This window comes from Idiomarina sp. 29L, assembly GCF_004123135.1.
Lineage (GTDB): Bacteria > Pseudomonadota > Gammaproteobacteria > Enterobacterales > Alteromonadaceae > Idiomarina.
The window spans coordinates 177,011-202,604 of record NZ_SDJS01000003.1; the positions used below are offsets into that span (position 1 = coordinate 177,011).

At 49.4% G+C, this 25,594-nt stretch carries 22 protein-coding genes and 1 other RNA gene; 8 read left to right on the top strand and 15 right to left on the bottom strand.

Annotation, left to right across the window (positions count from 1 at the left end):
* Nucleotides 1–3: 3 nt before the first annotated feature.
* Nucleotides 4–603, top strand: a complete 600-nt coding sequence (locus EST55_RS08250) for a response regulator transcription factor (RefSeq protein ID WP_232709775.1) — start codon at nucleotides 4–6, stop codon at nucleotides 601–603.
* On the top strand, nucleotides 600–1,979 hold the full coding sequence (locus EST55_RS08255; RefSeq protein ID WP_100691541.1) for an ATP-binding protein: 1,380 nt from the start codon (nucleotides 600–602) through the stop codon (nucleotides 1,977–1,979). Before EST55_RS08250 ends, EST55_RS08255 begins: the two co-directional genes overlap by 4 nt.
* A gap of 108 nt (nucleotides 1,980–2,087) precedes the next feature.
* Here EST55_RS08255 and EST55_RS08260 read toward each other — a convergent pair whose 3' ends face one another.
* The 4 genes from EST55_RS08260 to gcvT form a co-directional block, all read right to left on the bottom strand.
* Nucleotides 2,088–2,699: a tyrosine-type recombinase/integrase gene (locus EST55_RS08260; RefSeq protein ID WP_129497111.1), complete on the bottom strand. Its 612-nt coding sequence runs from the start codon at nucleotides 2,697–2,699 to the stop codon at nucleotides 2,088–2,090.
* Between the two features lie 134 nt (nucleotides 2,700–2,833).
* Nucleotides 2,834–5,722, bottom strand: a complete 2,889-nt coding sequence (gcvP, locus tag EST55_RS08265) for an aminomethyl-transferring glycine dehydrogenase (protein ID WP_100691539.1) — start codon at nucleotides 5,720–5,722, stop codon at nucleotides 2,834–2,836.
* A gap of 99 nt (nucleotides 5,723–5,821) precedes the next feature.
* The gene (gene gcvH / locus EST55_RS08270; protein WP_088767557.1) at nucleotides 5,822–6,211 is read right to left on the bottom strand and encodes a glycine cleavage system protein GcvH; all 390 of its coding nucleotides are present in this window, start codon (nucleotides 6,209–6,211) and stop codon (nucleotides 5,822–5,824) included.
* A gap of 45 nt (nucleotides 6,212–6,256) precedes the next feature.
* Nucleotides 6,257–7,336, bottom strand: a complete 1,080-nt coding sequence (gene gcvT / locus EST55_RS08275; protein WP_129497112.1) for a glycine cleavage system aminomethyltransferase GcvT — start codon at nucleotides 7,334–7,336, stop codon at nucleotides 6,257–6,259.
* A 141-nt stretch (nucleotides 7,337–7,477) separates the two neighbouring features.
* Between gcvT and EST55_RS08280 the strand changes: the two genes are divergently transcribed.
* Nucleotides 7,478–8,320, top strand: coding sequence for a LysR family transcriptional regulator (locus EST55_RS08280; protein ID WP_100691537.1), 843 nt, complete (start codon nucleotides 7,478–7,480; stop codon nucleotides 8,318–8,320).
* Between the two features lie 115 nt (nucleotides 8,321–8,435).
* On the opposite strand, the gene EST55_RS08285 is transcribed toward EST55_RS08280, so the two are convergent.
* From EST55_RS08285 to EST55_RS08300, 4 genes are read right to left on the bottom strand one after another with little or no spacing between them, the layout of a single operon-like run.
* Nucleotides 8,436–9,608 (bottom strand): FAD-dependent oxidoreductase, encoded by a 1,173-nt coding sequence (locus tag EST55_RS08285; protein ID WP_100691536.1) that lies wholly within the window; start codon nucleotides 9,606–9,608, stop codon nucleotides 8,436–8,438.
* Nucleotides 9,605–10,771, bottom strand: coding sequence for a 2-octaprenyl-6-methoxyphenyl hydroxylase (gene ubiH / locus EST55_RS08290; RefSeq protein WP_100691535.1), 1,167 nt, complete (start codon nucleotides 10,769–10,771; stop codon nucleotides 9,605–9,607). Before ubiH ends, EST55_RS08285 begins: the two co-directional genes overlap by 4 nt.
* A complete protein-coding gene (pepP, locus tag EST55_RS08295; RefSeq protein WP_100691534.1) occupies nucleotides 10,753–12,075 on the bottom strand; it encodes a Xaa-Pro aminopeptidase in 1,323 nt (440 codons plus the stop codon). Before pepP ends, ubiH begins: the two co-directional genes overlap by 19 nt.
* A 3-nt stretch (nucleotides 12,076–12,078) precedes the next feature.
* Entirely contained in the window at nucleotides 12,079–12,648 is a 570-nt protein-coding gene (locus tag EST55_RS08300) for a UPF0149 family protein (RefSeq protein ID WP_088767551.1), read from the bottom strand.
* A 133-nt stretch (nucleotides 12,649–12,781) separates the two neighbouring features.
* On the opposite strand from EST55_RS08300, the gene zapA reads away from it, so the two are divergent.
* Nucleotides 12,782–13,093, top strand: coding sequence for a cell division protein ZapA (gene zapA / locus EST55_RS08305; RefSeq protein WP_100691533.1), 312 nt, complete (start codon nucleotides 12,782–12,784; stop codon nucleotides 13,091–13,093).
* A 27-nt stretch (nucleotides 13,094–13,120) separates the two neighbouring features.
* Nucleotides 13,121–13,305, top strand: a non-coding RNA gene (ssrS, locus tag EST55_RS08310) — 6S RNA.
* A gap of 12 nt (nucleotides 13,306–13,317) precedes the next feature.
* Here ssrS and EST55_RS08315 read toward each other — a convergent pair.
* Nucleotides 13,318–14,904 carry an amidohydrolase family protein gene (locus EST55_RS08315; RefSeq protein ID WP_129497113.1) on the bottom strand — a complete coding sequence of 529 codons (1,587 nt, stop codon included), beginning with the start codon at nucleotides 14,902–14,904 and terminating at the stop codon, nucleotides 13,318–13,320.
* 47 nt (nucleotides 14,905–14,951) lie between these two features.
* Here EST55_RS08315 and EST55_RS08320 point away from each other — a divergent pair, with 47 nt between their 5' ends.
* From EST55_RS08320 to serA, 3 genes are all read left to right on the top strand, one after another.
* Nucleotides 14,952–15,539, top strand: a complete 588-nt coding sequence (locus EST55_RS08320) for a 5-formyltetrahydrofolate cyclo-ligase (RefSeq protein ID WP_100691531.1) — start codon at nucleotides 14,952–14,954, stop codon at nucleotides 15,537–15,539.
* 79 nt (nucleotides 15,540–15,618) lie between these two features.
* Nucleotides 15,619–16,290: a ribose-5-phosphate isomerase RpiA gene (gene rpiA / locus EST55_RS08325; RefSeq protein WP_088767548.1), complete on the top strand. Its 672-nt coding sequence runs from the start codon at nucleotides 15,619–15,621 to the stop codon at nucleotides 16,288–16,290.
* Nucleotides 16,290–17,516, top strand: a complete 1,227-nt coding sequence (gene serA, locus EST55_RS08330) for a phosphoglycerate dehydrogenase (protein WP_100691530.1) — start codon at nucleotides 16,290–16,292, stop codon at nucleotides 17,514–17,516. The genes rpiA and serA overlap by 1 nt, the downstream gene beginning before the upstream one ends.
* On the opposite strand, the gene phoU is transcribed toward serA, so the two are convergent.
* The 6 genes from phoU to phoR all read right to left on the bottom strand — a co-directional run bounded on the left by phoU (nucleotide 17,513) and on the right by phoR (nucleotide 25,590).
* A complete protein-coding gene (phoU, locus tag EST55_RS08335) occupies nucleotides 17,513–18,235 on the bottom strand; it encodes a phosphate signaling complex protein PhoU (protein ID WP_088767546.1) in 723 nt (240 codons plus the stop codon). The genes serA and phoU overlap by 4 nt on opposite strands.
* Before the next feature lie 10 nt (nucleotides 18,236–18,245).
* Nucleotides 18,246–19,064: a phosphate ABC transporter ATP-binding protein PstB gene (pstB, locus tag EST55_RS08340; RefSeq protein WP_088769337.1), complete on the bottom strand. Its 819-nt coding sequence runs from the start codon at nucleotides 19,062–19,064 to the stop codon at nucleotides 18,246–18,248.
* Between the two features lie 32 nt (nucleotides 19,065–19,096).
* A complete protein-coding gene (pstA, locus tag EST55_RS08345) occupies nucleotides 19,097–20,758 on the bottom strand; it encodes a phosphate ABC transporter permease PstA (RefSeq protein WP_129497114.1) in 1,662 nt (553 codons plus the stop codon).
* 22 nt (nucleotides 20,759–20,780) lie between these two features.
* Entirely contained in the window at nucleotides 20,781–23,048 is a 2,268-nt protein-coding gene (locus tag EST55_RS08350) for an ABC transporter permease subunit (protein WP_129497115.1), read from the bottom strand.
* Between the two features lie 164 nt (nucleotides 23,049–23,212).
* Complete coding sequence (locus tag EST55_RS08355; protein WP_129497116.1) at nucleotides 23,213–24,193, bottom strand: phosphate ABC transporter substrate-binding protein; 981 nt, start codon at nucleotides 24,191–24,193, stop codon at nucleotides 23,213–23,215.
* A gap of 101 nt (nucleotides 24,194–24,294) precedes the next feature.
* Nucleotides 24,295–25,590 carry a phosphate regulon sensor histidine kinase PhoR gene (gene phoR / locus EST55_RS08360; RefSeq protein ID WP_129497117.1) on the bottom strand — a complete coding sequence of 432 codons (1,296 nt, stop codon included), beginning with the start codon at nucleotides 25,588–25,590 and terminating at the stop codon, nucleotides 24,295–24,297.
* Nucleotides 25,591–25,594: the final 4 nt, after the last annotated feature.

Below are 25,594 nucleotides of genomic sequence, written 5' to 3' on the forward strand. Positions count from 1 at the left end.
CGAATGGGATACTTAGTTGAACTAGCGGCAAACTTGTCTCAAGCTGAGAGCGCCCTTAGGACAGATAAATTTGATCTTGCAATATTTGATCTCGGACTGCCCGATGGAAATGCCGTACCACTGATTAAAAAGTTAAGGAAAGCAGGCCAAGAAATCCCGATTCTCGTACTTACAGCGTGGGATGATATTGATACTAAAGTACTGGCATTAAACGAAGGCGCCAACGACTATGTGGTTAAGCCTTTTGAATTACGCGAATTAGAAGCGCGTATTCGAGTGCAGGTTCGCAAAGCAAACCAGCACTTAAACGATATTATAACCTGTGGGCAGCTGACTATTAACCTATCATCACAGGAATGCCGTTTTCGTGACAAAACGATTAATTTAACTCGACTTGAGTGGCTGCTACTGAAACAGTTAGCGCTGCATAAAGGAAAAATAGTGAGTAAAGAGCAATTAGCCAGTGCGTGCTATGGGTGGGAAGGCGATCATGAGAGTAATTCGTTGGAAGTGCACATCCACTATTTACGCAAGAAAATCGATGGTAGCCTTATCTCAACTATAAGAGGTCTAGGTTATCGCTTACAAGATGGATCATCATGAGCCTGTGGTCACTTCGTCGTTCATTGGTTGTTGGCATCAACTTAGCCGTTGTTACTGTACTCGCCGCCACCGCGTGGGCTAGCTACCGAGATATTTTGCATGAGCTGGATGAGGTTTTTGATGCGCAACTGGCTCAAACCGCAAAGTCACTCGCGACATTTTATGCGCCGCCCAAAAATAAACTGTCAGTCACTCAAATAATTCCGATATCCGCATATGATGATGTCGGTGAGGGTAGCTCCACTGAAGAGAAAGGTCCCAGCGGTCATAAATATGAGTCTAAGATTGGCTACCAAATTCATGGTGTTGACGGTAATTTGCTGGCTTCAACAAACCAGCCTCAATCATTGAGCCTTAAGGGTTTAGAAGCCGGTTACCATACATTAAAGAGTGACAAAAACACGTGGTTTATCTTTAGCTACTTCGAGGAATCGAAAGACATATGGGTTCATACTTTTCAGCGTCAGGATGTTCGAGGTGAGCTGAGTGGCTATTTAGCCTCAGAGCAACTCTATCCACTATTATTAATGTGGGTTCCAATAAGCCTAATAATACTGTTCATCGTTTATATTGTCCTAAAACCCGTAAACCGTTTTGCTGCCGACCTAAGAGCTAGGGAGTTAAATAACTTGTCGCCAGTTGAGTCCGAGCTACCCAATGAGTTGGTTCCGATCCGGCAAGCACTAAATCGGTTGTTGCATCAAATTAAAATGTTTTCGGAACGCGAAAAGCGGTTTGTCGCTGATGCTTCTCACGAACTGCGCACACCGTTAAGCGCAATCCAAGTACACGCCGAAAATGTCATTTCAGCTGATTCACTTGGCGATGCCAAGCACTCTGGCAAGTCAATTTTTTACTCCGTGGAGCGAATGTCACGCCTCGTTAATCAACTATTGTTGTTGAACCGGCTTGATAGCCTAAACTTTACTGAAAAGTTTGAGGAAGTTGAAATCAGTAAGTTGGTCTCTTTGGCGCTAAATAACTTACCAATTAATAAAGTGGAAAATCACCAGTGGCACATTGATGTTTCCTCTATTCGAATAATTTGCGACGAAACTCTTATCGTTAGCGCTTTAACCAACCTGTTGTCCAATGCAATGAAATTTTCGCCGAAAAATTCGAAAATACAGATAGTCGCGACCGAGGCGGCTAATAGAGTCATTATCAAGGTTGCTGATGAAGGCAAGGGCGTCCCTGAAGAAATACTTGAGCGCTTGGGAGAGCGTTTCTATCGACTTCAAGAGCATAGTGGTGTATCAGGATCTGGTTTAGGCCTGTCGATTACACATAAGATAGTGCAACTGCACCATGGAAAAATTTCATTCAACAATGCCTACACCACAGGCCTTGAAGTACATATAGAGTTACCTAAGTGAAACTTTGGAGAATTGAGCGTATTTTACTGTTGGTCCCCCTAACGATTAATATCATGAGATTCTAACGTCCGCTCTTGGCACGGGGCTGCCGTAGCAGCCCACTAACAGTTAGACCTCAATTGACTCAGAAATATAAAGCGCGTCATCCACTTCAATTCCGAGGTAGCGTACAGTGCTTTCCAACTTTTTGTGGCCTAATAAAAGTTGGATAACTCTGAGGTTCTTAGTTTTCTTATAGATAAGATATGGCTTGGTCCTTCGCATTGAATGAGTGCTGTACAGCGAACTGTCCAATCCTAGTTTCTCGATCCAGCCATGAAATATCCGGTTGTACTGGCGGGTCGAGATATGTTCTGCATCAGTAACTCTCGATCTAAATAAATAATCTGATTCTGATAGATTCGCTTGCCTGATCCAAGCGGATAGCGAATCTCTAGTTCCTTGAGTTATCTCGAACTGTACTGGACAACCTGTCTTCTGCTGCACAACATGAGTCCTGGTAAGCAGCGAACGGCCACACGAAACATCCGATACTTTCAGTTTTACTAAATCACAACCCCTAAGCTTGCTATCTAACCCTAGATTGAAAAGAGCCAAATCTCTTGCTTTCCCTTCAAGTTCAAGGCGTATGCGAATGCCCCAGATATGGGATATCTGGAGTGGCTTTTTCTGTCCTATAATTCGATTTTTATTCCACGGATATGCTTGTTGAACTGCCATGATTAATCTCCAGTTAGTACTGAGACTTAAGTATGGCCTTTAAAAAGAGTAAAAAGCCCGCTAAAAAGCGGGCTTCATATTCATGTCAGTGATACATCGAACCTGACGTGGAACGTCAGGCTACATCACAAAACTTACCTATACTCTTCAATGCTCGGGCATGAGCACATCAGGTTACGGTCACCGAACACGTCATCAATACGGTTTACGGTTGGCCAGAACTTGTCGTAACCAACGGCTTCAACCGGGTAGGTTGCTGTTTGACGGTCGTATGGGCGGTCCCATTCTGCATCGGTAATGTCCGCCAGTGTGTGCGGTGCATTCACCAGTGGGTTGTTGTCTTTCGGCCAGTCACCAGATGCTACTTTATCGGCTTCGGCTTTAATGCTGACCAAGGCTTCAATAAAGCGGTCCAGCTCGGCTTTAGACTCAGACTCGGTCGGCTCAACCATAATGGTACCGGCTACCGGAAAGCTCATAGTTGGCGAGTGGAAACCGTAGTCTTGCAGGCGCTTAGCCACGTCAATTTCGGCAATGCCGGCGGCGTCTTTCATTGGACGCAAGTCGATAATGCACTCGTGCGCAACTCGGTTGTTGCGGCCACGGTACAGAATTTTGAAGTGCTTACTCAGCTTCTCAGCAACGTAGTTGGCGTTCAAAATAGCGGTTTCTGACGCTTCACGTAAGCCGCGTCCGCCCATCATGGCAATGTACATCCACGAAATGGTCAGAATGCTGGCACTACCAAACTGAGCAGCAGATACCGCGCCATTGCCCGCTTTAGGGCCGTCGATATTAATCACCGAGTGGTTCGGCAGGAATTCAGCCAGGTGCTGCTTCACGCCAATAGGACCCATACCCGGGCCACCGCCACCGTGCGGAATACAGAAGGTTTTGTGCAGGTTCAGGTGCGATACGTCCGAGCCAATGTAACCCGGTGAGGTTACGCCAACCTGTGCGTTCATGTTGGCACCGTCCATGTATACCTGACCGCCGTAGCTGTGAACCAGGTCACAAATGTCTTTAATGCCTTCTTCGTAAACACCGTGCGTTGACGGGTAAGTCACCATAATGCACGACAAGTTATCGCCCGCTTCTTCGGCCTTGGCTTTTAAGTCGTCCATGTCCACGTTGCCGTGTTTGTCACAGTCGACCACCACCACTTTCATGTTGATCATTTGCGCTGACGCTGGGTTAGTACCGTGCGCAGAGCTTGGAATTAAGCAGATATTGCGGTGCCCTTCGTTGCGGCTCTCATGGTACTTCTGAATAGCCAGCAAGCCAGCGTATTCACCTTGTGCACCCGAGTTCGGCTGCATCGACATAGCGTCGTAACCGGTAATATCCAATAGCCATTCAGACAAAGTGCCGACCAACTCCTGGTAGCCTTGTGCCTGCTCTACCGGGCAGAATGGGTGTAGCTGACCAAACTCAGGCCAGGTAACCGGAATCATTTCAGCGGTCGCATTCAGTTTCATGGTGCAAGAGCCCAGTGAAATCATGGAATGGTTCAACGCTAAGTCTTTGTTTTCCAGTTTCTTAATGTAACGCAGCATTTCGGTTTCTGAGTGATACTCGTTGAATACCGGGTGCTGTAAATAGTCTGACTGACGTACCAACGCAGCAGGAATCGACTCAACATCTCCGCCCGCAACACGGCTGTCCAGTACGTCAACGTCCAGACCATGATTCTCACCAAACACCACATTAAACAGCGTTTCAACATCGTCACGCGTTTTCGCTTCATCTAAGCTAACGCCAAATACGCCTTCGCCATCAACGCGCAGGTTAATACCCGCCGCTTTTGAACGCGCTAACACGTCGGTTGCGTTGTCTTTCATTTCAAAGGTTAAGGTGTCAAACCAGTGGCTGTTCACTAGCTTCACGCCTTTGTCCTGCATACCTAAGGCAACAATGTCAGTCAGGCGGTGAATGCGGTTGGCAATACGGCGCAAGCCTTGTGGACCGTGATACACAGCGTAGAAAGACGCCATGTTCGCCAGCAGCACCTGCGCGGTACAAATATTCGAGTTCGCTTTCTCACGGCGTATGTGTTGCTCACGCGTTTGCATGGCCATACGCAGTGCCGGGCGGCCGCGAGAGTCTTTAGAAACGCCAATGATACGACCAGGCAACGAACGCTTAAACTTGTCGCGAGTTGCAAAAAACGCCGCGTGAGGGCCACCGTAGCCCATCGGCACACCGAAACGCTGAGCGTTACCGAAGACCATATCAGCGCCCATTTCGCCCGGCGACTTAAGCATTAACAGGCTCATTAAGTCAGAAGCGACGGCAACAATGGCTTTTTTCTCCTGCAACTCACCAATTAATTGTTCGATGTTGTGCAGCTGACCTTGTTTGTCCGGGTATTGCAGTAACGCACCGAATACATCATGGTCGGACGCTTCACGTGCAGGACCAACAATAATGTCAAAGCCATAGTACTCGGCTCGGGTCTTCACTACGTCGATGGTCTGTGGGTAAACATTGTCGGCAATAAAGAAGGCGTTAGACTTCTTGTTTTTAGACACGCGCTTGGCCATCGCCATGGCTTCCGCTGCTGCTGTTGCTTCATCAAGCAAAGATGCGCTGGCTAAATCCAGGCCGGTTAAGTCCATGGTCATTTGCTGGAAGTTCAGCAGCGCTTCTAAACGACCTTGCGCAATTTCCGGCTGATAAGGTGTGTACGCTGTGTACCAACCCGGGTTTTCCAACACGTTACGTAAAATAACGTTTGGCACGACCGTATCGTAATAACCCATACCAATGTACGAGGTGAAAATTTCGTTTTTCTGAGCAATGGTTTTCAGGCGAGCTAACGCCTCACGTTCCGTTTGCGGCTCACCAACTTGCAAGAACGGTTCGCGCAGTATTGCGCCAGGCACCGTGTCTTTGGTTAAAGCTTCTAAAGAATCCACACCCAGCTCTGCCAACATGGCTTTTTGCTCTTCAGCACTTGGGCCAATGTGGCGACCGATGAACTCATCGTGGTGTTCTAATTGCGTCAGGGTAGTACTGCTCATTTAACTCAGCCTCGTACATTTATCGATAGTAAGAAACAACGAACCCCGGTTAATTTCCGGGGCTCAGGACGCTTAGTCATTGGTACAAAGTCCAATGGCTTAGTCTTCGTCTATTGAAGCCTCGTATGCGTTCGCGTCCAATAAATTTTCAAGTTCACTGCTGTCATCCGCTTTAATACGGAATAACCAGCCATCGCCATAAGGGTCGTTATTAACCGTTTCTGGCGCATCTTCCAAGTCTTCGTTGACTGCAACAATTTCGCCTGTCATTGGTGCGTAAATGTCTGATGCCGCTTTTACGGATTCAGCAACAGCAATGTCGTCGCCTGTTTCAACTTTGTCACCAACGTCTGGTAACTCAACGAAAACCATGTCTCCTAACAGCTCTTGCGCGTGCTCAGAGATACCAACGGTAAAGGTGCCATCACCTTCGTCGCGCACCCACTCGTGAGTTGACGCGTATTTCAGATCGGCTGGAATATTGCTCATAATGACTTCCTGTAGTTCAAAATCGTTTATTGTGATGAAACAGAATTATAAAACAGATTGACCGTTTCGCACGAAGCCCGGTTTGACGACCTTCACCGGTACTTGTTTCTTACGCATTTCAACGTCCGCAGTATCACCTACTGAAGCAGGTACACGCGCCATTGCGACTGAGAAACCAAGCGTAGGCGAGAATGTACCAGAAGTGATGACACCTTCGCCACCCTCTACGGTCACTTTTTGACCGTGACGAAGCACACCTTTTTCTTCCATCACCAAGCCTACCAGCTTGTCGTGACCTTCCGCTTTTTTCTGCTCTAAAGCTTTACGGCCAATAAAATCTCTGTCTGCTGGCTCAAATGCCACACCCCAGCCCATGTTAGCTTCTAATGGTGTGATATTTTCGTCCATGTCCTGACCGTACAGGTTCATGCCGGCTTCTAAGCGCAGAGTATCGCGTGCGCCCAGTCCACAAGGAGCAACGTCCGCTTCTAACAGCTGGTTCCATAGTGCTTCTAATTGACTTGCCGGTACGACAATTTCATAGCCTTTTTCGCCGGTGTAACCCGTGGTCGCGATGAAAAAGTCACCTACTTGTTTGCCAACGAATGGTTTCATGCCGTCAATTTCAGCGTATTGTTCGCTTGAAAGTACTTTCTGAATTTTATCGGCAGCGTTAGGACCTTGCAGCGCAAGCATGCCCATATCGTCACGCTCTTTCGTTGTTACGTCAAAATCCGCAGCAACCTTTTCAATCCATGCTAAGTCACGGTCACGAGTGGCTGAGTTGACGACCATACGATAAGACGTTTCAGAGAAGTGATACACGATAAGGTCATCAATAACACCGCCGTTTTCGTTCAGCATGCTGGTGTATTGTGCTTTACCTTCTGTTTTAAGCTTAGCCACGTCATTAGCAAGCAAGTAACGTAAAAACGCCTGAGCCTGAGCGCCTTCAACGTCAACAATGGTCATGTGAGACACATCGAAAACACCGCAATCACGGCGTACCGCGTGGTGCTCTTCAATCTGTGAGCCATAGTTCAGCGGCATGTCCCAGCCGTGAAAGTCGACCATTTTGGCACCAGCTTTTACGTGTGCATCGTACAGTGGCGTTTTGCTACCCATAACGCGTTCCTTATCTGTTCACTTTATGTGCGTGTTTATGGGCGCAAATTATAGGCGTGATTGACTTAAACTTAAAATCAATAATGCTTATAATGCTATTAATTTTTCAAATACCAAGTAAGCACTTTATAAAGCAAACCAATGAAACATTTATCATTAGAGGCATTACGCAGTTTTAGCGCCGTTGTCGAGTTAGGCAGCATGACGCTGGCCGGTGAACGGATGGGGCGCTCCCAGCCCGCTATCAGCCTGCAACTCAAAAAATTGGAAGAACAGCTTGGCGTCGAGTTGCTTGTTCGCCAGGGCAATGGCTTTACGTTGACCCCTGACGGCGACGTTCTGTTTGACTACGCACAGCGTATGCTGGCACTAAACGATCAGGCCTGGGCTCAATTCGAGCCCCAGCAAGTCAGCGGTAAAGTACGCTTGGGCATTACCAGTGAATTTGCGTCTAGCTTATTGCCGAAAGTGCTGGGCCAGTTTGCCCAGGTATACCCTCAGGTTACGTTGCAGGTAACCTCGGGACTGAGTAAAGACTTACTTTCCCGGCTGGGACAGCAATTCGATATTATTCTGGCTTTGCGCGAGCAGACCAATAAAAGCGATGTGTTAATTCAACGGGAGGAGCTGGTTTGGGTCGGTTCCCCGGCATTGGTTGAGCAACCCAGCTTGCCGTTAGTCGTCGCGCCGGATGGCTGTATTTACCGACGTCGGGCTGAGCAAAGTTTACAGCGTATTCGGCAGCCCTATCGAATTACTTATACCAATACAGACTTCTCCGGACTCACCGCGGCGTTGAATAGTGGACTGGGTATAACGGTTTTAGCCAAAAGTACCGTGCCCGAGAGTGTCTCAGTCATTGATGCTTTAGCAAATGGGCAAAGCCTACCAACACCCGGGTCAGTGAACGTCATTATGCGCCTGGCTGGTGGCGCTTCCAGCGCGGCCTCGCAGTTAGCCGATTACCTGAAAGCGCGAATTTAAAGATCGCACCTGATGCAATAGCATCAGGCTACATGACACGTGTAGCCTGACGTTATTACGTCAGGTTATGAATTTGAGTCGTGTAGCCTGACGTTATTACGTCAGGTTATAAGGTTTAGGCGACAGCGATTTCAGCGAGTTTTCTTTTTAAGAGCGTCAATTTATTCGCCACACCAAAGGCTATTGCGCGCAGTCCTTTGACCACCGGATTGGCAGTACCAAAGCCGCGCTTGAAGAGCTCCATGGCAGCTATCATAACTTGAGTGTCAGCTTTGCGGGAACGCTGATAGGCCCCCAGGCGTTTGGTTAAATCATTAGGCGCTTTTAAGTCTATGCCCTGTAGCTGTTCGCACAGCTCTTTCACGTCACCAAAGCCTAAGTTAGCGCCCTGCCCGGCAAGCGGATGTATGGTATGTGCGGCGTCACCAGCCAACACAATGCGCTGATGAAACCACTGCCGTGCGTACTGCATTCTTAAGGGAAAAGCTTTTACGTCAGACACGCACTCACACGCGCCCAACACTCGCCCTGACTCAGTTTCTACCTGTTTAGCGAATCGTTCCGGGCTTTCATTCAGTAACGCCACTGCTAACGGCTCGTCCGCTGACCAGACAATAGAAACAGTATGTGGGTCGGGCGTGGGTAGCAGCGCCAGCGGTCCTGTCGGTAAAAACACTTGTCGCGCCACGCCATTATGAGGCTGTTTAGTACGAATGTTGGCGACAATACCGCGCTGCTCGTAGTCCCAGAAGCTAATGGGTAACTCAGCAAAATGACGTACCTGCGAGCGCCCGCCGTCCGCGCCAATAATAAGGCTGGCGGAAAGTAACTGCTCACCCACTTGTATTTCTGCCAGGCTGCTGTCATTGCCCGCGCTCATTAATTTCCAGCTGTCTGTTTTAATGATTTCAACGCCAGCCTGCTCCGCGCTTTCCCATAGAAAATGCTCGGCCACATTGTTCTCGACAATGGCGCCAATATCTTCCGCGTTAATTTCTTCAGCAGAAAATTCAATATGGGCAGAACTGTCTTTGTCCCACACTTGCATGCTGTTGTATGGTCCGGTGCGGTGCGCTTGTATTTTCTGCCAGGCACCACAATCGGCAAGCACACTGCGACTGCGGTCGTTTAACGCGCTGACCCGCAATGCCAGCTCTTCAGTGAGTTCAGGCTGGTCGTGGCGTTCTATGACAATGACTTGCCGCCCCTGCTGCGCCAGCTTAGTAGCGAGACTCAGGCCTATCATGCCGCCGCCAACAACAACAATGTCAGTGTATTTGCGTGTCATGGTTTCATCCCCATGGTCAGTCGGGCAAAGCTCGATTTTAGAGGGCTACAGTGCTGCAACAACATGAGTACACCGTTCCGTCCTAATATCGTTGGCCAAAACTGATTGGAGAACCCTCTAACTAAGCCATCGGTTAAGCGGATAATAGACTCGTAGTCGCGCTCGCGTTGCTGTTCGTAGTCGGTCAGATGCTGGAATGCGCCCGGATCCGTCGCATTGTTCAAGGCCTCACAAAGCTGCTCTACGTCACGCAGCCCCAGATTAAACCCTTGCCCGGCGATTGGGTGCAAAGCGTGGGAGGCATTACCAATAATCACCGTGCGGTGGTGCGTTGAGCGTTTTGCCCGGCGCAGAATAAGCGGATAGAACACGCGCGGCGACACCGATTTAAAACGCCCGGCTCGATAACCAAAAGCTTTCTGACAACGCTCCAAAAACTCTGAGTCTGTCCATTGTTCCGCTTCGGCCAACTGCTTTTCGGTAAAGCTCCACACCAACGACGCGTCGTTTCCTTTCATAGGTAAAAGGGCAATGGGTCCATTTTCGGTAAAACGTTCGTAGGCCCAGCCATTGAGGGGCTGCTCAAGCGTCAGTGTGGCAATACAACCGTACTGTCCGTAATCGGTCACGTCTGACTTCAGTCGTAACTGCTCACGCACCAGCGAGTTTTGGCCGTCGGCGCCAATCAGCAGCCGACAATTCACCCGCTGTTGGTTGTCCAGTGTCACGTTTACCTGTGATTGTTCTTGCTCAATACGCTCGGCACGCACGCCGCCTAACCAGATAACGTTATTCAGCGTCTGGCAGCTGTTATATAAGCGTTCTACCAACTCAGACGCGGCCACGACTTTGCCCAAGGCTTCCACGCCCTCGTGCTCCGCATGAAGTTCTGTACCGCCAATGAAACCGCGATCGGAAATATGAATATGCTTTATGGGCTCGTGGGTAATATCCTTCAGCACGCCCAGCTTTGACAAACGATGGGCCGACGCAGCGGCCAGTGCAATAATTCGTTTGTCGTTGGGCGGGCCTTCTTTGCGGGGTTCGCAAATAACAATGCGCCAGTCCGGACGCTGTTGCGCCAGCATCATGCCGGTTAATGCACCAACCAGACCGCCGCCAACAATAGCGACATCGGCAGAGGTTATTTGCCGTTCATCCATGCTTCTATCTCTTCTATGGTTTTAGGCACGTCGCTGGTCAGGTTTTCATAACCTTCGGCGGTGACCACCAAATCATCTTCGATGCGAATGCCAATGCCACGCCATTTCTCATCGACATCGGCATCTTCCGGAATATAAATACCCGGCTCGACCGTCAGCACCATACCCGGTTCAAAAGCAACGGGTTTGCCGTTGTCGTCTTTGTAGCGTCCCATGTCGTGTACGTCGAGTCCCAGCCAGTGTCCTAAGCCGTGAATAAAGTACGTTTTCCAACGCATGGCTTCAAAGGTTGTGTCCGGATCACCATCGATAATGCCCAGTTCAACTAAACCGTCGTTAATGACACGAGCCGCGGCGTTACTGGCATTAACCAAATTACTGCCGGGCTTTATTTCTTCAAACGCTGCGTACTGTGCTTTTAATACCAACTCATACAAGGTGCGCTGCGTATCACTGAATTTGCCATTGACGGGGAAAGTACGAGTAATGTCGGCAGCATACCCCTGATACTCGGCGCCGGCATCGACCAGGATCAAATCGCCATCGTTCAGTACGTCTTTATTGTCGGTATAGTGCAGTACGCAGGCATTGGCACCGCCACCGCAGATCATTCCATAAGCCGGATACAGCGCCCCGTTCATAGCAAACTCATGATGCAGTTCGGCACCCACCTGGTACTCGTGTTTGCCGGGCGCCACAAAACGCATAATGCGACGAAACGCGTTGCTGCTGATACGCGCCGACTCACGCATAACGTCAATTTCAGCGTCCGACTTTATCAGTCGCATGTCGTCTAATAACGGTCTTAAATCGCGCAGACTTTGCGGCGGCAACTCGCCGCTGCGACGAGCGGTTTGCTGTAGTTGGTTACGGGCACCGTTAATCAACTCGCCGACTTCGGCCTGATCGCTCATAAGGTAAAACACGCTGTCCATACCTTTCAGTACATCCGGCAGTCGTTCCTCAAAAGCGTTTACGTCTTCCGCCACGTCCACACTCAATGCCTGCTCGGCATTTTCATAGCCCAACCGCAAACCATGCCAAACTTCCTGCTGCGGGTCTTTGTCCTGGCAAAACAGCAGGCTTTGCGGTTGCTTGTCATTAATAAGTACCAGCACCGCATCGGGTTCGGCAAAGCCGGTTAAATAGAAAAAGTCACTGTTTTGCCGAAACGGATACTCGGTGTCGTTACTGCGCGTGACTTCGCTGTTACCGGCAATAATGGCAACAGTGCCCAGTGGCAAACGCTTCATGAGCGCTTGCCGACGTTGTGCAAACTCTTCTACGGAAATTACGGCGGTCATAAATTAATGCAGTGTTTTCGGTGGTTGGTTGGCTGGCTGCTCTTTGCGGCCTAACTCGGTGTAGCACATCATGGCCGATACACGCAGATATTCGACAATTTCAAAGTAAGCGCGCTCTTCTTCCTCGCCACCACCTTCTTCGGTGAACTCAATTTTTGCCAGTTCGACCATGTCTTCTATGGCTTCTTTTAAGTCAGCGCTTAAGGTCGCCATACTTTGTTGATTAACACCGTAGCCTGCAAGAAACGCATTCACCCAGCCAGCTAAGGCATTTAGACGCTCCGGCAATGGCTCGCCGTCTTCCGGCAGCAGTAAACGAAAGCCCAAATCGTGGTCGCCCAGCGAATGTTCAATTTCTTCCGCTTGTTGCTGTAATAAGTTTTTAAGCTCAGTTGGAATACTTTGGCCGTCGTAGGCTAAGTCTGACAATATCGCCATGAGTTCGTCGCTTTGAGCGTCGCTGCCTGTTGCGATTAAGCCGGTCAGCATGCCTTGTACTTCAGAAACGCCTGGCGTCATATCGTAACCAGCATAAAGTTCGGCTAAACGGTCATAATTAAAGCGTGTGGACATGAATTCTCGCCTTTTGTGAATCTTGCCCTAATCCTAACACTGGCTTTACATAATCGCTAGCTGACAAACGCCCGCCGCTCGTGCCATAATGCAGTTATTCACGCTGATGAGTCAGTTGCAAGGAGTCTTTTGAATGGCCGCGAAAACCATGGATATTAAATTGCTGGAGCGTAACTATAAGGTTGCCTGCCCTGTGGGTCAGGAAAGCGCGTTGCAGCAAGCGGCAGATGCTCTAAACAGACGCCTTGAAGAAACCAAGGAACGAACCCAACTGACCAATGTCGAACAAATAGCCGTGATGACCGCACTCAACTTGTGTCATGAATGGATACAAGACCAAAATGAACAGTCGGCCAAAACGGCCAAGCTTGAAGAGAAAATTCAACTGCTTCAGGCGACAATTGAACAGGCGATGAGCGAGCAGCGCTCGCAACGTAATCGCTAATTTGACAATACAGTAACCCTTTTCTGCGGTTCCCTGGGGTGTTAGCCAGCAGGCTTATGTCCCTGAGCCGATGCTTGTATTAAAAGGGGATCACTGGCCCGTCATGAGCAAGCCCGGCACGCACCGGGAAGCCTACGACGGATACCAATTGCTCCCCGCCTTGAACCAATGGGTTCAAGGGCTACAGCCAGCAGCGGCACCTTGGGGAACCACCACTTCATACATTATTCCGCGCGTTTTGCTTTTTCTTTTGCGACAAGGCGCTTCACGTCGTCCAACAACGCCTGCGCGTCGTAAACAATACCGTCTTTAATGGTGTATTTAACGCCTTCTGTGCGCATCGGCTTGTTCTGGTCGTTTAATTTGAAATGACCGGTGCCATACAGCACTTTAAAGTTCGCCAGCGGGTTTTCCTTAACAATAACCATGTCGGCTTTTTTGCCCAGCGCAATACTGCCAATGTCGTCTTCCATGCCTAAGGCTTCCGCCCCTGCAACCGTTGCCGCATGGATGACTTCCAGTGCGTTTAGACCAGCCTCACGGAGCAGTTCCATTTCGCGAATGTAACCAAAGCCATAAATTTTATAGATATAGCCTGCGTCAGAGCCCAACGTAATACGGCCGCCGTTGGCGTGATAATCTTTCAGAAAAGCCATCCACTTGTCGTAGTTGTTTTTCCAGGCAATCTCATTATCGGTGGTCCAGTCGAACCAGTATGAGCCATGTGCATAACGGCTGGGCTCGAAGAAGTCCCACAGTCTTGGCAGTGTGTATTCGTCGTGCCAAATGGCTTGGCGCTCACGCATAAGATCGCGCGAGGCTTCGTAAATTGTGAGCGTTGGGTTAATGGTAAAGTCGAGCTCAATCAATTCGTCACGCACCGCGTTCCATTTGTCAGAGCCTGGTTCCGCCGCTTGTTTCCATAAACGCCCGGCTTCTTCGAAACGGTGTTGTTCATTGTTGTAATTGTAATGCGCCGGATAGTCCTGAATGCGCTGATCTTCGAACAACGCTTCCGGCAAGCCATACCAGTGCTCCATTGAGGTCAGCCCCAGCCGCGCCGAGTCCAGCGCATTCATGGACATAACGTTGAGCTGAGCGTGGTGCATCATGGTACCCAGGCCTTGTTTGTTGGCTTCATCAAGCGCGGCTTCCATGACTTTGCGTGACGCGCCAAAGAACTTAATGCCTGCAGCCCCCTGATCTTTTATGTAGCGTACCCATTCTCGCGCTTGCTCAGCACCGTAAATAGGCTCTTCCCAACCTTGTCCGAAACCGACATAAGGCACAATGCGCGGCGAGGCAATGTCGTTGTCCTGCGCCTGCTCCTGATGCCACTGCACCCAGTCCAGACCGTTAAAACTGCCGGGTTCACGAATGGTAGTAATGCCGTGTCCGAGCCAAAGTTTCAAAACGTATTCGGCCGGAATACCTTTTGCTGAGCCGCCGATATGAGCGTGCATGTCGATAAACCCGGGCAGAACATAATGCCCGGACACATCCATTTCTTTGTCGCCGCGACCTGCTTTCGGACGACGCGAGTCAATAATAGGCACGCCGGGGTTACCCACACTGACAATTTGAGTAATACGGTCGTCTTCAATAACGATATCGACAGGACCTTGTGGCGGCGCGCCTTCGCCGGTAATGAGGGTTCCGCCACGCAAAATTAAGCGGTCATAGGGCCCCTCACCTTGCTCGCGCTCCGGTGCTTTAGGTGGTGCCTGCATTAACGGGGCAGAAAACACCTGAGAGGAAGCTGCAAGCAACAAGGCTACGCAGGTGAAAGCTATCGTTTTTATTGTTTTCATCGGTTATCCTCGACACATTCGTTCGGCTGACTGACACAAACTTTAGCATGACCCGACAAGAACTCCGACGCAAGTTACAGCAAATTCGCCGCAGCTTACCCCAGGACTATGCCGAAAAAGCGGGTCAAGCGGTGGCAGAGCGCATTGCACAGCGGCTAAAAGGGCTGTCACCTGAACAAAAGACGGTTGCGGTATACCATAGTTTTTCCGGCGAGCTGCCCACTCAGCGGGTTATTGAGCGGCTTTGGGAAAACGGTTTCCAAACGGTGCTGCCAGTGTTGCACCCATTCGCTAAAGGCCACTTACTGTTTTTACGTTACGCACCCGATACCCCTATGACCTCCAATAAATATGGTATAGAAGAGCCCGAACTGCGTGTAGACAACGTGGTGCCCCTCAGCAAGATTGATATTTTGCTGCTGCCGCTGGTCGGTTTCGATACAAAAGGAAACCGCCTGGGCATGGGAGGCGGTTACTACGACCGAACATTAGCGCAGTGGCATAACGGACATACACCCCATTTATTCCCAATTGGGCTAAGTTATGACGAGCAGCGGGTCGATGAGTTGCCTGTTGAAGCCTGGGATATTCCTTTGCCGGAAATTATTACGCCAACGAGACACTGGCAATTTTAACGGTTTTCGGTGTAAAGCGTTCGATAAAAACCAACAAAAACCTTATACTGACGCTAAAAGTCAAACGGGGAGTTTTACCATGTCAGGCAATGCAGATTCACTCAAAAAAGCCGCTGCAGAAGCAGCTATGCAATACATTGAAAACGGCACTGTTGTCGGTGTTGGTACCGGTTCCACTGTCAATTTCTTTATTGATGAGCTGGCCAAGCGGAAAGACGATATTGAAGGTGCGGTATCAAGTTCTGAGGAATCGACCAAACGCTTAAAAGCCCATGGTATTGAGGTATTTGACTTAAACTCAGTTGCCGACATTCCTATTTACGTTGACGGTGCCGACGAAATTAACGAGCACGGCCAAATGATAAAAGGCGGCGGTGGAGCATTAACCCGCGAGAAGATTATTGCGGCGGTGGCGGACAAGTTCGTTTGTGTCGCCGACGACAGTAAACGTGTGGGCTTGCTGGGTCGTTTCCCGTTACCGGTTGAGGTGATTCCTATGGCGCGCTCTTATGTGGCGCGGGAAATCGTCAAGTTAGGCGGTGACCCGGTCTGGCGTCAGGGCTTTACCACTGACAACGGCAACTGGATACTTGATGTCCACAACCTGGACATTATGAAACCCATGGAGCTTGAGTCTGACCTGAACAATATTGTCGGCGTAGTCACTAACGGCTTATTCGCCCAGCGTGGCGCAGACGTGGCGCTTATTGCACGCGAAGACGGCGTTGAAACATTGAAGGTAGCAGGCTAATGCAAAAGTCATTGTCGAAAGACAAGATAAAAGTTTTATTGTTAGAAGGTGTGCACGACAGTGCCATACAGCTGTTTCGGCATCACGGTTATTCCAATTTAGAGATTTTGCAGACGTCACTTAACGAAGACGAGCTGTGTGAGAAAATTAAAGACGCGCACATTGTCGGCATACGCTCGCGCAGCCAGTTAAATGAGCGGGTCTTTGCGGCAGCAGAGAAACTCATCGCAGTCGGTTGTTTTTGCATTGGCACCAACCAGGTCGACCTTGAGGCGGCGAAAAAGCACGGTGTTATTGTATTTAACGCGCCGTTTTCCAATACTCGCAGTGTGGCGGAGTTAGTGCTGGCTGAAATTATTATGCTGCTACGCGGTATTCCTGAAAAGAACGCAGTGGCTCACGAAGGTGGCTGGCTAAAATCGGCAAAACAGTCTTTTGAAGCGCGCGGTAAAATACTGGGCATTATTGGTTATGGTCACATTGGCAGTCAATTAAGTGTGCTTGCCGAGCAATTAGGCATGCACATTCGCTACTACGATGTGGAAGACAAGCTACCAATGGGCAACGCTCAGTCAGTGGCCACGCTCGATGATTTATTAGCGCAAGCAGACATTGTCACACTGCATGTACCGGAAACCGAACAAACCCAGTGGATGATAGGCCGCCGTCAAATAGAGCGAATGAAGCCCGGCAGTTTATTGATTAACGCGTCGCGCGGCACAGTCGTGGATATTGACGCGTTGGCTGACGCCCTGTCTTCGCGCCATATTGCCGGTGCTGCCATTGATGTGTTCCCGGTGGAGCCGAAAGGCAATAACGATGAGTTTGTGTCGCCGCTGCGTGGTTTGAAAAACTGCCTGCTGACGCCACACATTGGCGGCTCAACACTGGAAGCACAAGAAAACATTGGTGTGGAAGTCGCGGGTAAATTGGTGCGTTATTCTGACAACGGTTCGACACTGTCGGCGGTAAACTTCCCGGAAGTCAGCTTACCCACACACGCAACCACACAGCGACTGTTACATATTCACAAAAACCAGCCGGGTATGCTGAATGCCATTAACCGTATAATTAGTGACAACCAAATAAACGTGGCGGGTCAGTATTTACAAACCGACGAGACGGTCGGTTACGTTGTGATGGATATCGACAGCGACAATGGCGCCGATATCCTGCAACAACTGAAAGACATTCCGGGCACCATTCGAGCCCGGCGTCTGTTTTAGTCAGCTTTTTTCCCCAAAACCGTGCGTTCCATGCTCTCCGGTGAGACATGGCGCACGTCTTTGCCTTTCACAAAGAAGATAATGTACTCGGCAATGTTCTGACAGCGGTCGCCCATGCGCTCTAATGAACGCGCTGACCACAGTACATCCATAATCTTCGGTATCGAGCGTGAGTCTTCCATCATGTAAGTCATTAGCTGACGCGTCAGTGCTTCGTACTGGCGGTCGGCCTGCTCGTCCTGTTGGTGTACGTCGTAAGCCGCTTCCAGGTCCATGCGTGCAAAGGCATCGAGTACTTTGCGCAGCATGCTGAGAATGTGCTGACCTAAGTTCTCCAGACTCACTAACAACTGCTGCTGATCTTTGTTGAAGCTCTCTTTTGCCACTTTGGCAATACGCTCAGCTTCGTCACCAATGCGCTCTAAGTCGGCGATGGTTTTAATAATGGCAATGACCAAACGCAAGTCACTGGCTGCCGGCTGACGTTTCGCAATAATGTGCACACATTCTTCGTCAATCTGCACTTCCAGCTTATTGATTTTATGGTCACTGCTCAGGACTTTTTCGGCCAGTTCAACGTTGCCTTTTTGAATGGCTTCCAGAGCATCGCTGATTTGCTGCTCGACCATTCCGCCCATGCTCAATACCCGGTTACGCACAGCCTCAAGTTCTTCATTGAACTTACCGGAAATGTGCTTACTCATGTTCATTTTATCCATAACACTCTCCTTAGCCGTAACGACCGGTAATGTAGTCTTCGGTTTGCTTTTCCGACGGTGTCGTAAATAACGTGTCAGTGTCTGCGTATTCTATCATTTTACCCATGTACAAAAATGCGGTCTGGTCTGACACACGCGCCGCCTGCTGCATGTTATGGGTAACAATAACCACAGTGAATTTTTCTTTCAGCTCGGTAATAAGCTCTTCAATCGTTAACGTAGAGATTGGGTCAAGCGCTGAGGTTGGCTCGTCGAGCAGTAAAATTTCAGGTTCAATAGCAATAGATCGCGCGATAACCAAACGTTGCTGCTGACCACCCGACAGACTGAACGCACTGGCGTTCAGACGATCTTTAACCTCGTCCCACAGAGCCGCGCCGCGAAGCGACGTTTCTACCGCTTCGTCTAATACGCGTTTATCTTTTACGCCTTGCAAGCGCAAGCCATAGACCACGTTTTCATAAATGGACTTAGGAAACGGGTTAGGACGCTGAAACACCATACCAACGCGGCGTCTTAGCGCAGCAACATCAACGTTTTTGTCGTATATGTTCTGGCCGTGCAGCTCTATTTCGCCGTCAATACGGCAAATTTCCACCAGATCGTTCATGCGGTTAATGCACCGCAACAGTGTCGATTTACCGCAACCTGACGGCCCGATGAACGCCGTGACGCGATTTTTTGGAATGCGCATGGAAATATCATGCAACGCCTGATCTTCACCGTAATATAAGTCCAGGTTCTTAATATCCAACGCGGTTTGCTCAGCTGGCAAGTTGTGTAAGTCCAGCTTTTCCATGTTGCTTGTACTCGGGTTTACCGAAATCATAAATTCTGACCCTTTCGCTAATTCATCAAACTTTAGTGCTCAAGTGAGCGGTATTTTTCACGTAAATGGTTACGCACACCAATGGCCGTCAGGTTCAGACCCACAATGACGGTAATCAGTAAAAATGAGGTGGCGTAAACCAGCGGTCGTGCCGCTTCAACGTTCGGGCTTTGGAAGCCAACGTCGTAAATATGAAAGCCTAAGTGCATAAACTTACGGTCTAAATGTAAGTACGGGAAGTTGCCATCGACCGGCAGCATAGGCGCAGACTTCACCACACCCACCAGCATTAGCGGTGCGACCTCACCCGCGGCTCGTGCAACAGCCAAAATAAGCCCCGTCATAATAGCGGGTGACGCCATTGGCAAAACAATACGCCAAATGGTTTCCCACTTAGTGGCGCCTAGCGACAAGCTGCCTTCTCGCAACGACGGCGGAATACGTGACAAACCTTCTTCGGTTGAGACGATAACTACCGGCAATGTCAAAATTGCCAAGGTAACCGCCGACCACAACACACCCGGCGTCCCAAAGGTTGGGTTCGGCAGCGCTTCCGGATAGAAAATTTGGTCTAAGCTGCCACCAACCATGTATACGAAGAAGCCAAGGCCAAACACCCCGTAAACAATCGACGGTACACCCGCCAGGTTAATAACCGCAATGCGAATGAGCTTGGTGACTGGGTTCTTACCCGCATACTCGTGCAGGTAAACCGCAGCTACAACGCCAAATGGTGTCACAATAATGGACATTAGCAGCACCATAAATACGGTACCGAAAATGGCCGGGAACACACCGCCTTCCGTGTTAGCTTCACGTGGGTCTTCACTCACAAACTTGCCAATTTGCTGGAAAAAGTGCCCCAGTTTGGCGAAAAAGCCCATATCGTTCGGGAAGTTAACATCCAGCACTCTATACATAGGTACTTTGACATCTTCGCCACGAAAGTCTTTAACCACTAGCGCGTCGCGCTGTGCCTGCTCACGTAAGTCGAACAGCTCCTTTTCGTAAACCTGATAATCGGCATTTAATTGCTCACGCTGTGCCTGCAATTCTGCGATAGCCTGATCGGTCAATTCGCCCTGTAACTCCAGACGACGGCGCTCCAGTGAGAGTTCATTCAACTGGTAGTTAATAGACGATATTTCGCCTTCCTGTAACCCCATAGCTTGCTCATTCAGCTCGACCGCCCGCTCAACTCGCTCAAACATGACTTCACGGAAATTGTCGTCGCTTTGCTTTGCAACAACTTCGCCGTTCTCGGTCACGGCAGTAATGCGTCCATAGAAGTTACCGTCTTTACTGCGCTCAATGACCGCCATGTTTTTTGGCGTGGTGTCTTCGGTAACCAGTGACTCCAGCACCCAAGTGAAATCGAGCGGCACATACTCACGGTTACCTATTTTCATTAGATAACGTGTGACAGTTTCTGACTCTATGTCGGCTAGTTCGACCATTGACTGTGGTAATCGGGTGGTCGGAACCACTTCTGAGTCGTACACCTCACCAATAATGTGCTTGGTGCTGCCGTCGGCCTGCATAATGTCCATTTCATGAATGGCAGAAGGCCAGAAGAATGACAGACCGCGCCAACCAATCATGATAACCAGCCCAATGACGGCAATTAGGCTGACGCTGACCGAGCCGGCCGTTAGCCAAATCCAGGGTTTTCCGGTTCTAAACCACTTTTTCATCGTTAAACCTCAATTCCGCGGATTACATTGAGCTGTATTTGTCGCGCAAGCGTTGGCGCACAAATTCAGCAATGGTGTTAAAGAAGAAGGTGAATATGAACAACACAAAGGCTGCCAGGAACAGAATACGGTAATGCGAGCTGCCCACTTCCGACTCTGGCATCTCAACCGCAATGTTGGCAGACAAGGTGCGCATACCTTCGAAAATGTTCCAGTCCATAATAGGCGTGTTACCGGTGGCCATAAGCACTATCATGGTTTCACCCACAGCACGACCAAGCCCCATCATCACTGCCGAGAAAATTCCCGGACTGGCAGTAAGTAACACCACTTTGGTCAACGTTTGCCACGGCGTAGCGCCCAGTGCTAATGAACCGTTGGACAAGTGCTTAGGCACGCTGAATACGGCGTCTTCAGCGATGGAGAAAATGGTTGGGATAACCGCAAACCCCATCGCAATACCAACCACCAGCGAGTTACGTTGGTCGAAGGTAACGCCCAGCTCATTGGTGATAAAACGACGGGCATCACCGTCGAACACCACGTGCTCAACCCAAGGGCTTATTTCAAAGGAGAACCAGCCCACCGCCAAAACAACAGGAATAAGCAGTACCGCAGCTCGGCCGTCATTCACCTTGCTCTTAATGTTAGTTGGCAACTGGCTCCAAAGCGCCGCCATTAAGATAATGGCCAGTGGCACCAGTAATAGTACGGCGACAAACCCGGGGAGGTAGGCCTCCACTAAAGGCGCCAGCCACAAACCAGCGAGGAAACCAAGAATAACCGTTGGCAATGCCTCCATAATCTCCACGGTCGGTTTAACGTACTTACGCACCGATGGCGACATAAAGTACGCCGTGTAGACCGCTGCGGCTAAGCCAATAGGTACCGCAAACAGCATCGCATAGGCGGCGGCTTTTATCGTACCGAAAGAAATAGGCACCAAACTAAACTTTGACTCAAAGTCGTCAGAGCCTGAGGTTGACTGCCAGGTGTATTCTGGCTCAGGATAGCCTTCGTACCAGACTTCCTGCCACAAACCGCTCCAGCTGACTTCCGGGTGCTCGTTATCGACATCATAAAGACCGTAACCGTCTGCTGTTTTCATCAGCAAATAATTGGCTCGCGGATCGACCATGACAGCTTGAATTTCAGCATCGGCAGGCTTGCCTTGGTATAGATCAGCTTCTGCCGTAGTGTGAAAAATGTTCATGTCGCCGTTTTCAGACAAGGTATAGAACGTACGGCGATAGTACTCGACTTCGATGTTGGTTACCGGTGAGCCGGCGTCGAAGCTGCGAATATATTGATACTGGCGTCCATCTTCGCCCGGGACTTCAAACCATTGCGATACTTTGCCCGAGTCATGCGTTAACAATACCGATGACGCGCCGGCCAATAGGTACATACCGGTGGCATTTCCGAGCTCACGCGTGCGCATCGGCAGCAGTTCACGTTCCGTAACGTTACCGCTGATAGAGATATCAAACACATGCACGCGGTTGCCACGGCGAACAATAACCTGACGTAAGTCTGGCGTCACAACCAGGCCATCAATAGCGGTATTTAAAGGTATTTCGGTGTAGTTTGGCGTCAATGTGACGGCGCCAGTCATGAAGTTTTCTTCGGCTACAAAATGTGTGATCAACAAGCTGCTATTTTCAACAGCAGCAGCGAATAGCATACCATCGCCATCGGTTTCATAAGCCAGCTTTTCAAGGGCCCGCCCTTGTTCGTCAATAACTAATGGCTCGCCGTCGTTTTTCACTTCGAACCTTGGCGTAATAAGCCGTTCCACTTTATCCGTTGCAGCGGTTGCTGCCGTTTCCGGGAAAGTAACGGAGAACTTAGGCTCAACAACCAGCGCTTCACCCGACGCTAACCCATAAGCGTACTGCTTATTTACTGGCAGGGTCTTTGCAAAACTAGTGATACTTTCTGATTCAACGAAGGTCTCACTCAGTAATATGTCACCTGAACGACGATCGTTTTTGTCGATAAGCGAAAAAAACTGCAGCTCACCACTTTGTAAAAAGCGATAACCAATTTCTGCCTGTTCTTCCATACCGACCGCTTCAACCTGACCCGACTCAGGTAGGTTAAAACTGTTCACTTTTTTCAAGCTCACCGACTCGAATATCGGCTGCACCACATAAAGAAGGTAAAAGAAGATCAAAAGCAGTGCGACCAATACCATAACGCCGCCAGCCGTTACGCCATAACGTGCGAAACGGTCTTTGAACAATCGCATGCGATTGGCCGACAGCTGTTGGGCAGATTGTGTTGCCATTGTGACCTCAGATTCTAAAATGACTTCAAGTTTAACTGAGTGATAGTGTAGTAAAGTTTTATGACAGTACTGTTACAGTACCGTCATATTTTCTTCACCAAACTGTAAAAATAGAAAAAAGCCGGCAGTTTCAAAGAACTACCGGCTTTGTTATTCCGTTATTTTTAGTGGCTAAGACCTAGCTTTTTAAGCTCAGCTTCAACAACTTGTTTAGGTAAACCAATGTAGCCATCTTTGTTGACAATGTCCTGACCTTGTTTTGACAGAATCATTTTCATGAACTCAGCTTCAGCTTTACCTAAAGGTTTGTTCGGGTGCTTGTTCACGTAAACGTAGAGGAAACGTGCCAGCGGATATTTACCGGCTAACGCTGCTTCACGTGACGCTTCAATGAAGTCGTCGCCATCACCTTTAGCAATCGGTACCGCTTTAACACCTGAGGTGACATAGCCGATACCTGAGTAGCCAATCGCGTTCAGTGACGTAGACACTGACTGAACAACTGACGCAGAGCCTGGTTGTTCATTTACGTTAGCACGGAAATCACCGTCACACAGTGCCACTTCTTTAAAGTAACCATAAGTACCCGATACCGAGTTACGGCCGTAAAGCTGTAAGTCGCGGTTAGCCCAGTCACCGCCTAAGTCCAGGTCACCCCAACGGTTGACTTGCTGGTTCGCACCACATTTACGAGTTGACGAGAATATTGCGTCGACTTCCGCAATGGATAAACCTTCGATTGGATTATCTTTATGTACGAAAACCGCTAACGCATCGATAGCAACTCGCACTGGGGTTGGCTTGTAGCCGTGGCGTTTCTCAAACGCTTCAATTTCTTTTGACTTCATAGCGCGGCTCATTGGGCCAAAGCTTGACGTCCCCTCGGTTAATGCCGGTGGCGCAGTTGAAGAGCCCGCAGCCTGAATTTGGATGTTAACGCTTGGGTACATGCGCTTAAATTCTTCGCCCCAGAACGTCATCATGTTGGCCAGTGTGTCAGAGCCCACTGACGATAGGTTGCCTGATAAACCGCTAACTTTTTCGTACTCTGGTAGGTCCTCGGTTGCTGCTGCCAGCGTGCTGAACATTAAAGTGCCCGCTGCGACTAAACCAGTTAATGTCTTGTTCAAAGTAGATTGAAACATGTTTTTCACCTCTGTGGGTTTTGTCTGAATTCAAGAAATCGTTCTTCGATGATGAGTAGTTTAAGAACGATTTGTGACAGCTTTATGACAATGTGAAAAATTTATGACTTAATTAATCCATGCGGCAGCTGAAATGCAAAACGGCTGCCTTTACCGGGTGTACTGCTAATATCCAGTTGAGCGTTATGATGTTCGATGGCTTGTTTCACAATAGATAACCCTAGCCCAGTTCCGCCACTGGCGCTATTTCGGTCTTCATCAATACGATAAAAACGTTCAGTCAATCGCGGTAGGTGTTGCGCGGGTATGCCTTTGCCATTATCGGTGACACTGAACTCGACACCACCTGACGTTTCTTTCCAGCACACCTCTATTTCGCCGCCTTCCGGAGTGTAACGAATGGCGTTAGTAATGAGGTTCTGCATGGCACTGCGCAGCAATGACTCTTTGCCATAGATGCCAATAGGGTCAACCTTGAATATAAGGTTATGCTGCTTCTGTTCGTTGAGGCGATGGGCTTCTGTTTGCAGTTGTTCCAGTAAAGCAGGTACGTTAACTTCGTGATCAAACACATCATCACTTGGCGTTTCCATGCGTGACAGAACCAGTAGTTGGTCAACCAGATTGGCCATGCGATCACTTTGTGCATTCATGTTCTCGACTGCTTTTTTTAGCATCGCCGGTGGTGTTTGCTCCGGCTCTTCCATCATTTCCAGATAACCCTGCAACACAGTCAGTGGCGTTTTTAATTCGTGCGATACGTTAGCAACAAATTCACGCCGCATAGAGTCCAGGCGTTTAACCTGGGTAACATCGCGTGCGACTAATAGGTACTGGTCTTCGCTGTAAGGCATAATGCGAATTTCGATGTCGAGACTGTCACGCACCGGTGAGGGTATCGTCAAAGCATCGTCAAACTGCCCTTTACTAAGGTATACCGAGAATTCCGGATGACGAATAAGGTTGGAAAGTCGTTGTCCTGCGTCGTCCGGCCAACGAAGGCCAAAATAAAATTGCGCGAGTTTGTTGCTCCACAACAGAGCACCGTCTGCACGAAACACAATAGCTGCGTCCGGCAATGCTTCTGCCGCCTCCCGGAAGCGTCTTAACAAACGGGCTAACGACTTGCGCCGCTTTTGACTGCGCCGTTGCGAACGATAAATGCCGTCGTAAATATAGGACCAGCTACCCGGCGCAGATGGCGGCATGAGCGTACGACTTTGCCACAGCCACTTAATGAGCTTTTGCTGATAAAAGTAATGCCAGCAAACCAGGCCCAGTAAGGCAAACGTCAGCAGTGGCCAGAGAACATCGAACAGCCAACCAACAAAAATAAACGGCAGCAAAAAGAGAGCGAGATTACGCAGCGACTGCCAGTTTGAATAGTCTCTGTCCATATCA

Coding starts and splice junctions, on each gene's coding strand:
- rpiA (WP_088767548.1), top strand. CDS start 15,619: ATGTCAGGCAATGCAGATTCACTCAAAAAAGCCGCTGCAGAAGCAGCT.
- EST55_RS08320 (WP_100691531.1), top strand. CDS start 14,952: ATGACCCGACAAGAACTCCGACGCAAGTTACAGCAAATTCGCCGCAGC.
- gcvH (WP_088767557.1), bottom strand. CDS start 6,211: ATGAGCAATATTCCAGCCGATCTGAAATACGCGTCAACTCACGAGTGG.
- ubiH (WP_100691535.1), bottom strand. CDS start 10,771: ATGGATGAACGGCAAATAACCTCTGCCGATGTCGCTATTGTTGGCGGC.
- EST55_RS08255 (WP_100691541.1), top strand. CDS start 600: ATGAGCCTGTGGTCACTTCGTCGTTCATTGGTTGTTGGCATCAACTTA.
- EST55_RS08260 (WP_129497111.1), bottom strand. CDS start 2,699: ATGGCAGTTCAACAAGCATATCCGTGGAATAAAAATCGAATTATAGGA.
- EST55_RS08280 (WP_100691537.1), top strand. CDS start 7,478: ATGAAACATTTATCATTAGAGGCATTACGCAGTTTTAGCGCCGTTGTC.
- phoU (WP_088767546.1), bottom strand. CDS start 18,235: ATGGATAAAATGAACATGAGTAAGCACATTTCCGGTAAGTTCAATGAA.
- pstB (WP_088769337.1), bottom strand. CDS start 19,064: ATGATTTCGGTAAACCCGAGTACAAGCAACATGGAAAAGCTGGACTTA.
- EST55_RS08250 (WP_232709775.1), top strand. CDS start 4: ATGGGATACTTAGTTGAACTAGCGGCAAACTTGTCTCAAGCTGAGAGC.
- serA (WP_100691530.1), top strand. CDS start 16,290: ATGCAAAAGTCATTGTCGAAAGACAAGATAAAAGTTTTATTGTTAGAA.
- EST55_RS08315 (WP_129497113.1), bottom strand. CDS start 14,904: ATGAAAACAATAAAAACGATAGCTTTCACCTGCGTAGCCTTGTTGCTT.
- gcvT (WP_129497112.1), bottom strand. CDS start 7,336: ATGGGTAGCAAAACGCCACTGTACGATGCACACGTAAAAGCTGGTGCC.
- EST55_RS08350 (WP_129497115.1), bottom strand. CDS start 23,048: ATGGCAACACAATCTGCCCAACAGCTGTCGGCCAATCGCATGCGATTG.
- EST55_RS08355 (WP_129497116.1), bottom strand. CDS start 24,193: ATGTTTCAATCTACTTTGAACAAGACATTAACTGGTTTAGTCGCAGCG.
- gcvP (WP_100691539.1), bottom strand. CDS start 5,722: ATGAGCAGTACTACCCTGACGCAATTAGAACACCACGATGAGTTCATC.
- zapA (WP_100691533.1), top strand. CDS start 12,782: ATGGCCGCGAAAACCATGGATATTAAATTGCTGGAGCGTAACTATAAG.
- phoR (WP_129497117.1), bottom strand. CDS start 25,590: ATGGACAGAGACTATTCAAACTGGCAGTCGCTGCGTAATCTCGCTCTC.
- EST55_RS08285 (WP_100691536.1), bottom strand. CDS start 9,608: ATGACACGCAAATACACTGACATTGTTGTTGTTGGCGGCGGCATGATA.
- pstA (WP_129497114.1), bottom strand. CDS start 20,758: ATGAAAAAGTGGTTTAGAACCGGAAAACCCTGGATTTGGCTAACGGCC.
- pepP (WP_100691534.1), bottom strand. CDS start 12,075: ATGACCGCCGTAATTTCCGTAGAAGAGTTTGCACAACGTCGGCAAGCG.
- EST55_RS08300 (WP_088767551.1), bottom strand. CDS start 12,648: ATGTCCACACGCTTTAATTATGACCGTTTAGCCGAACTTTATGCTGGT.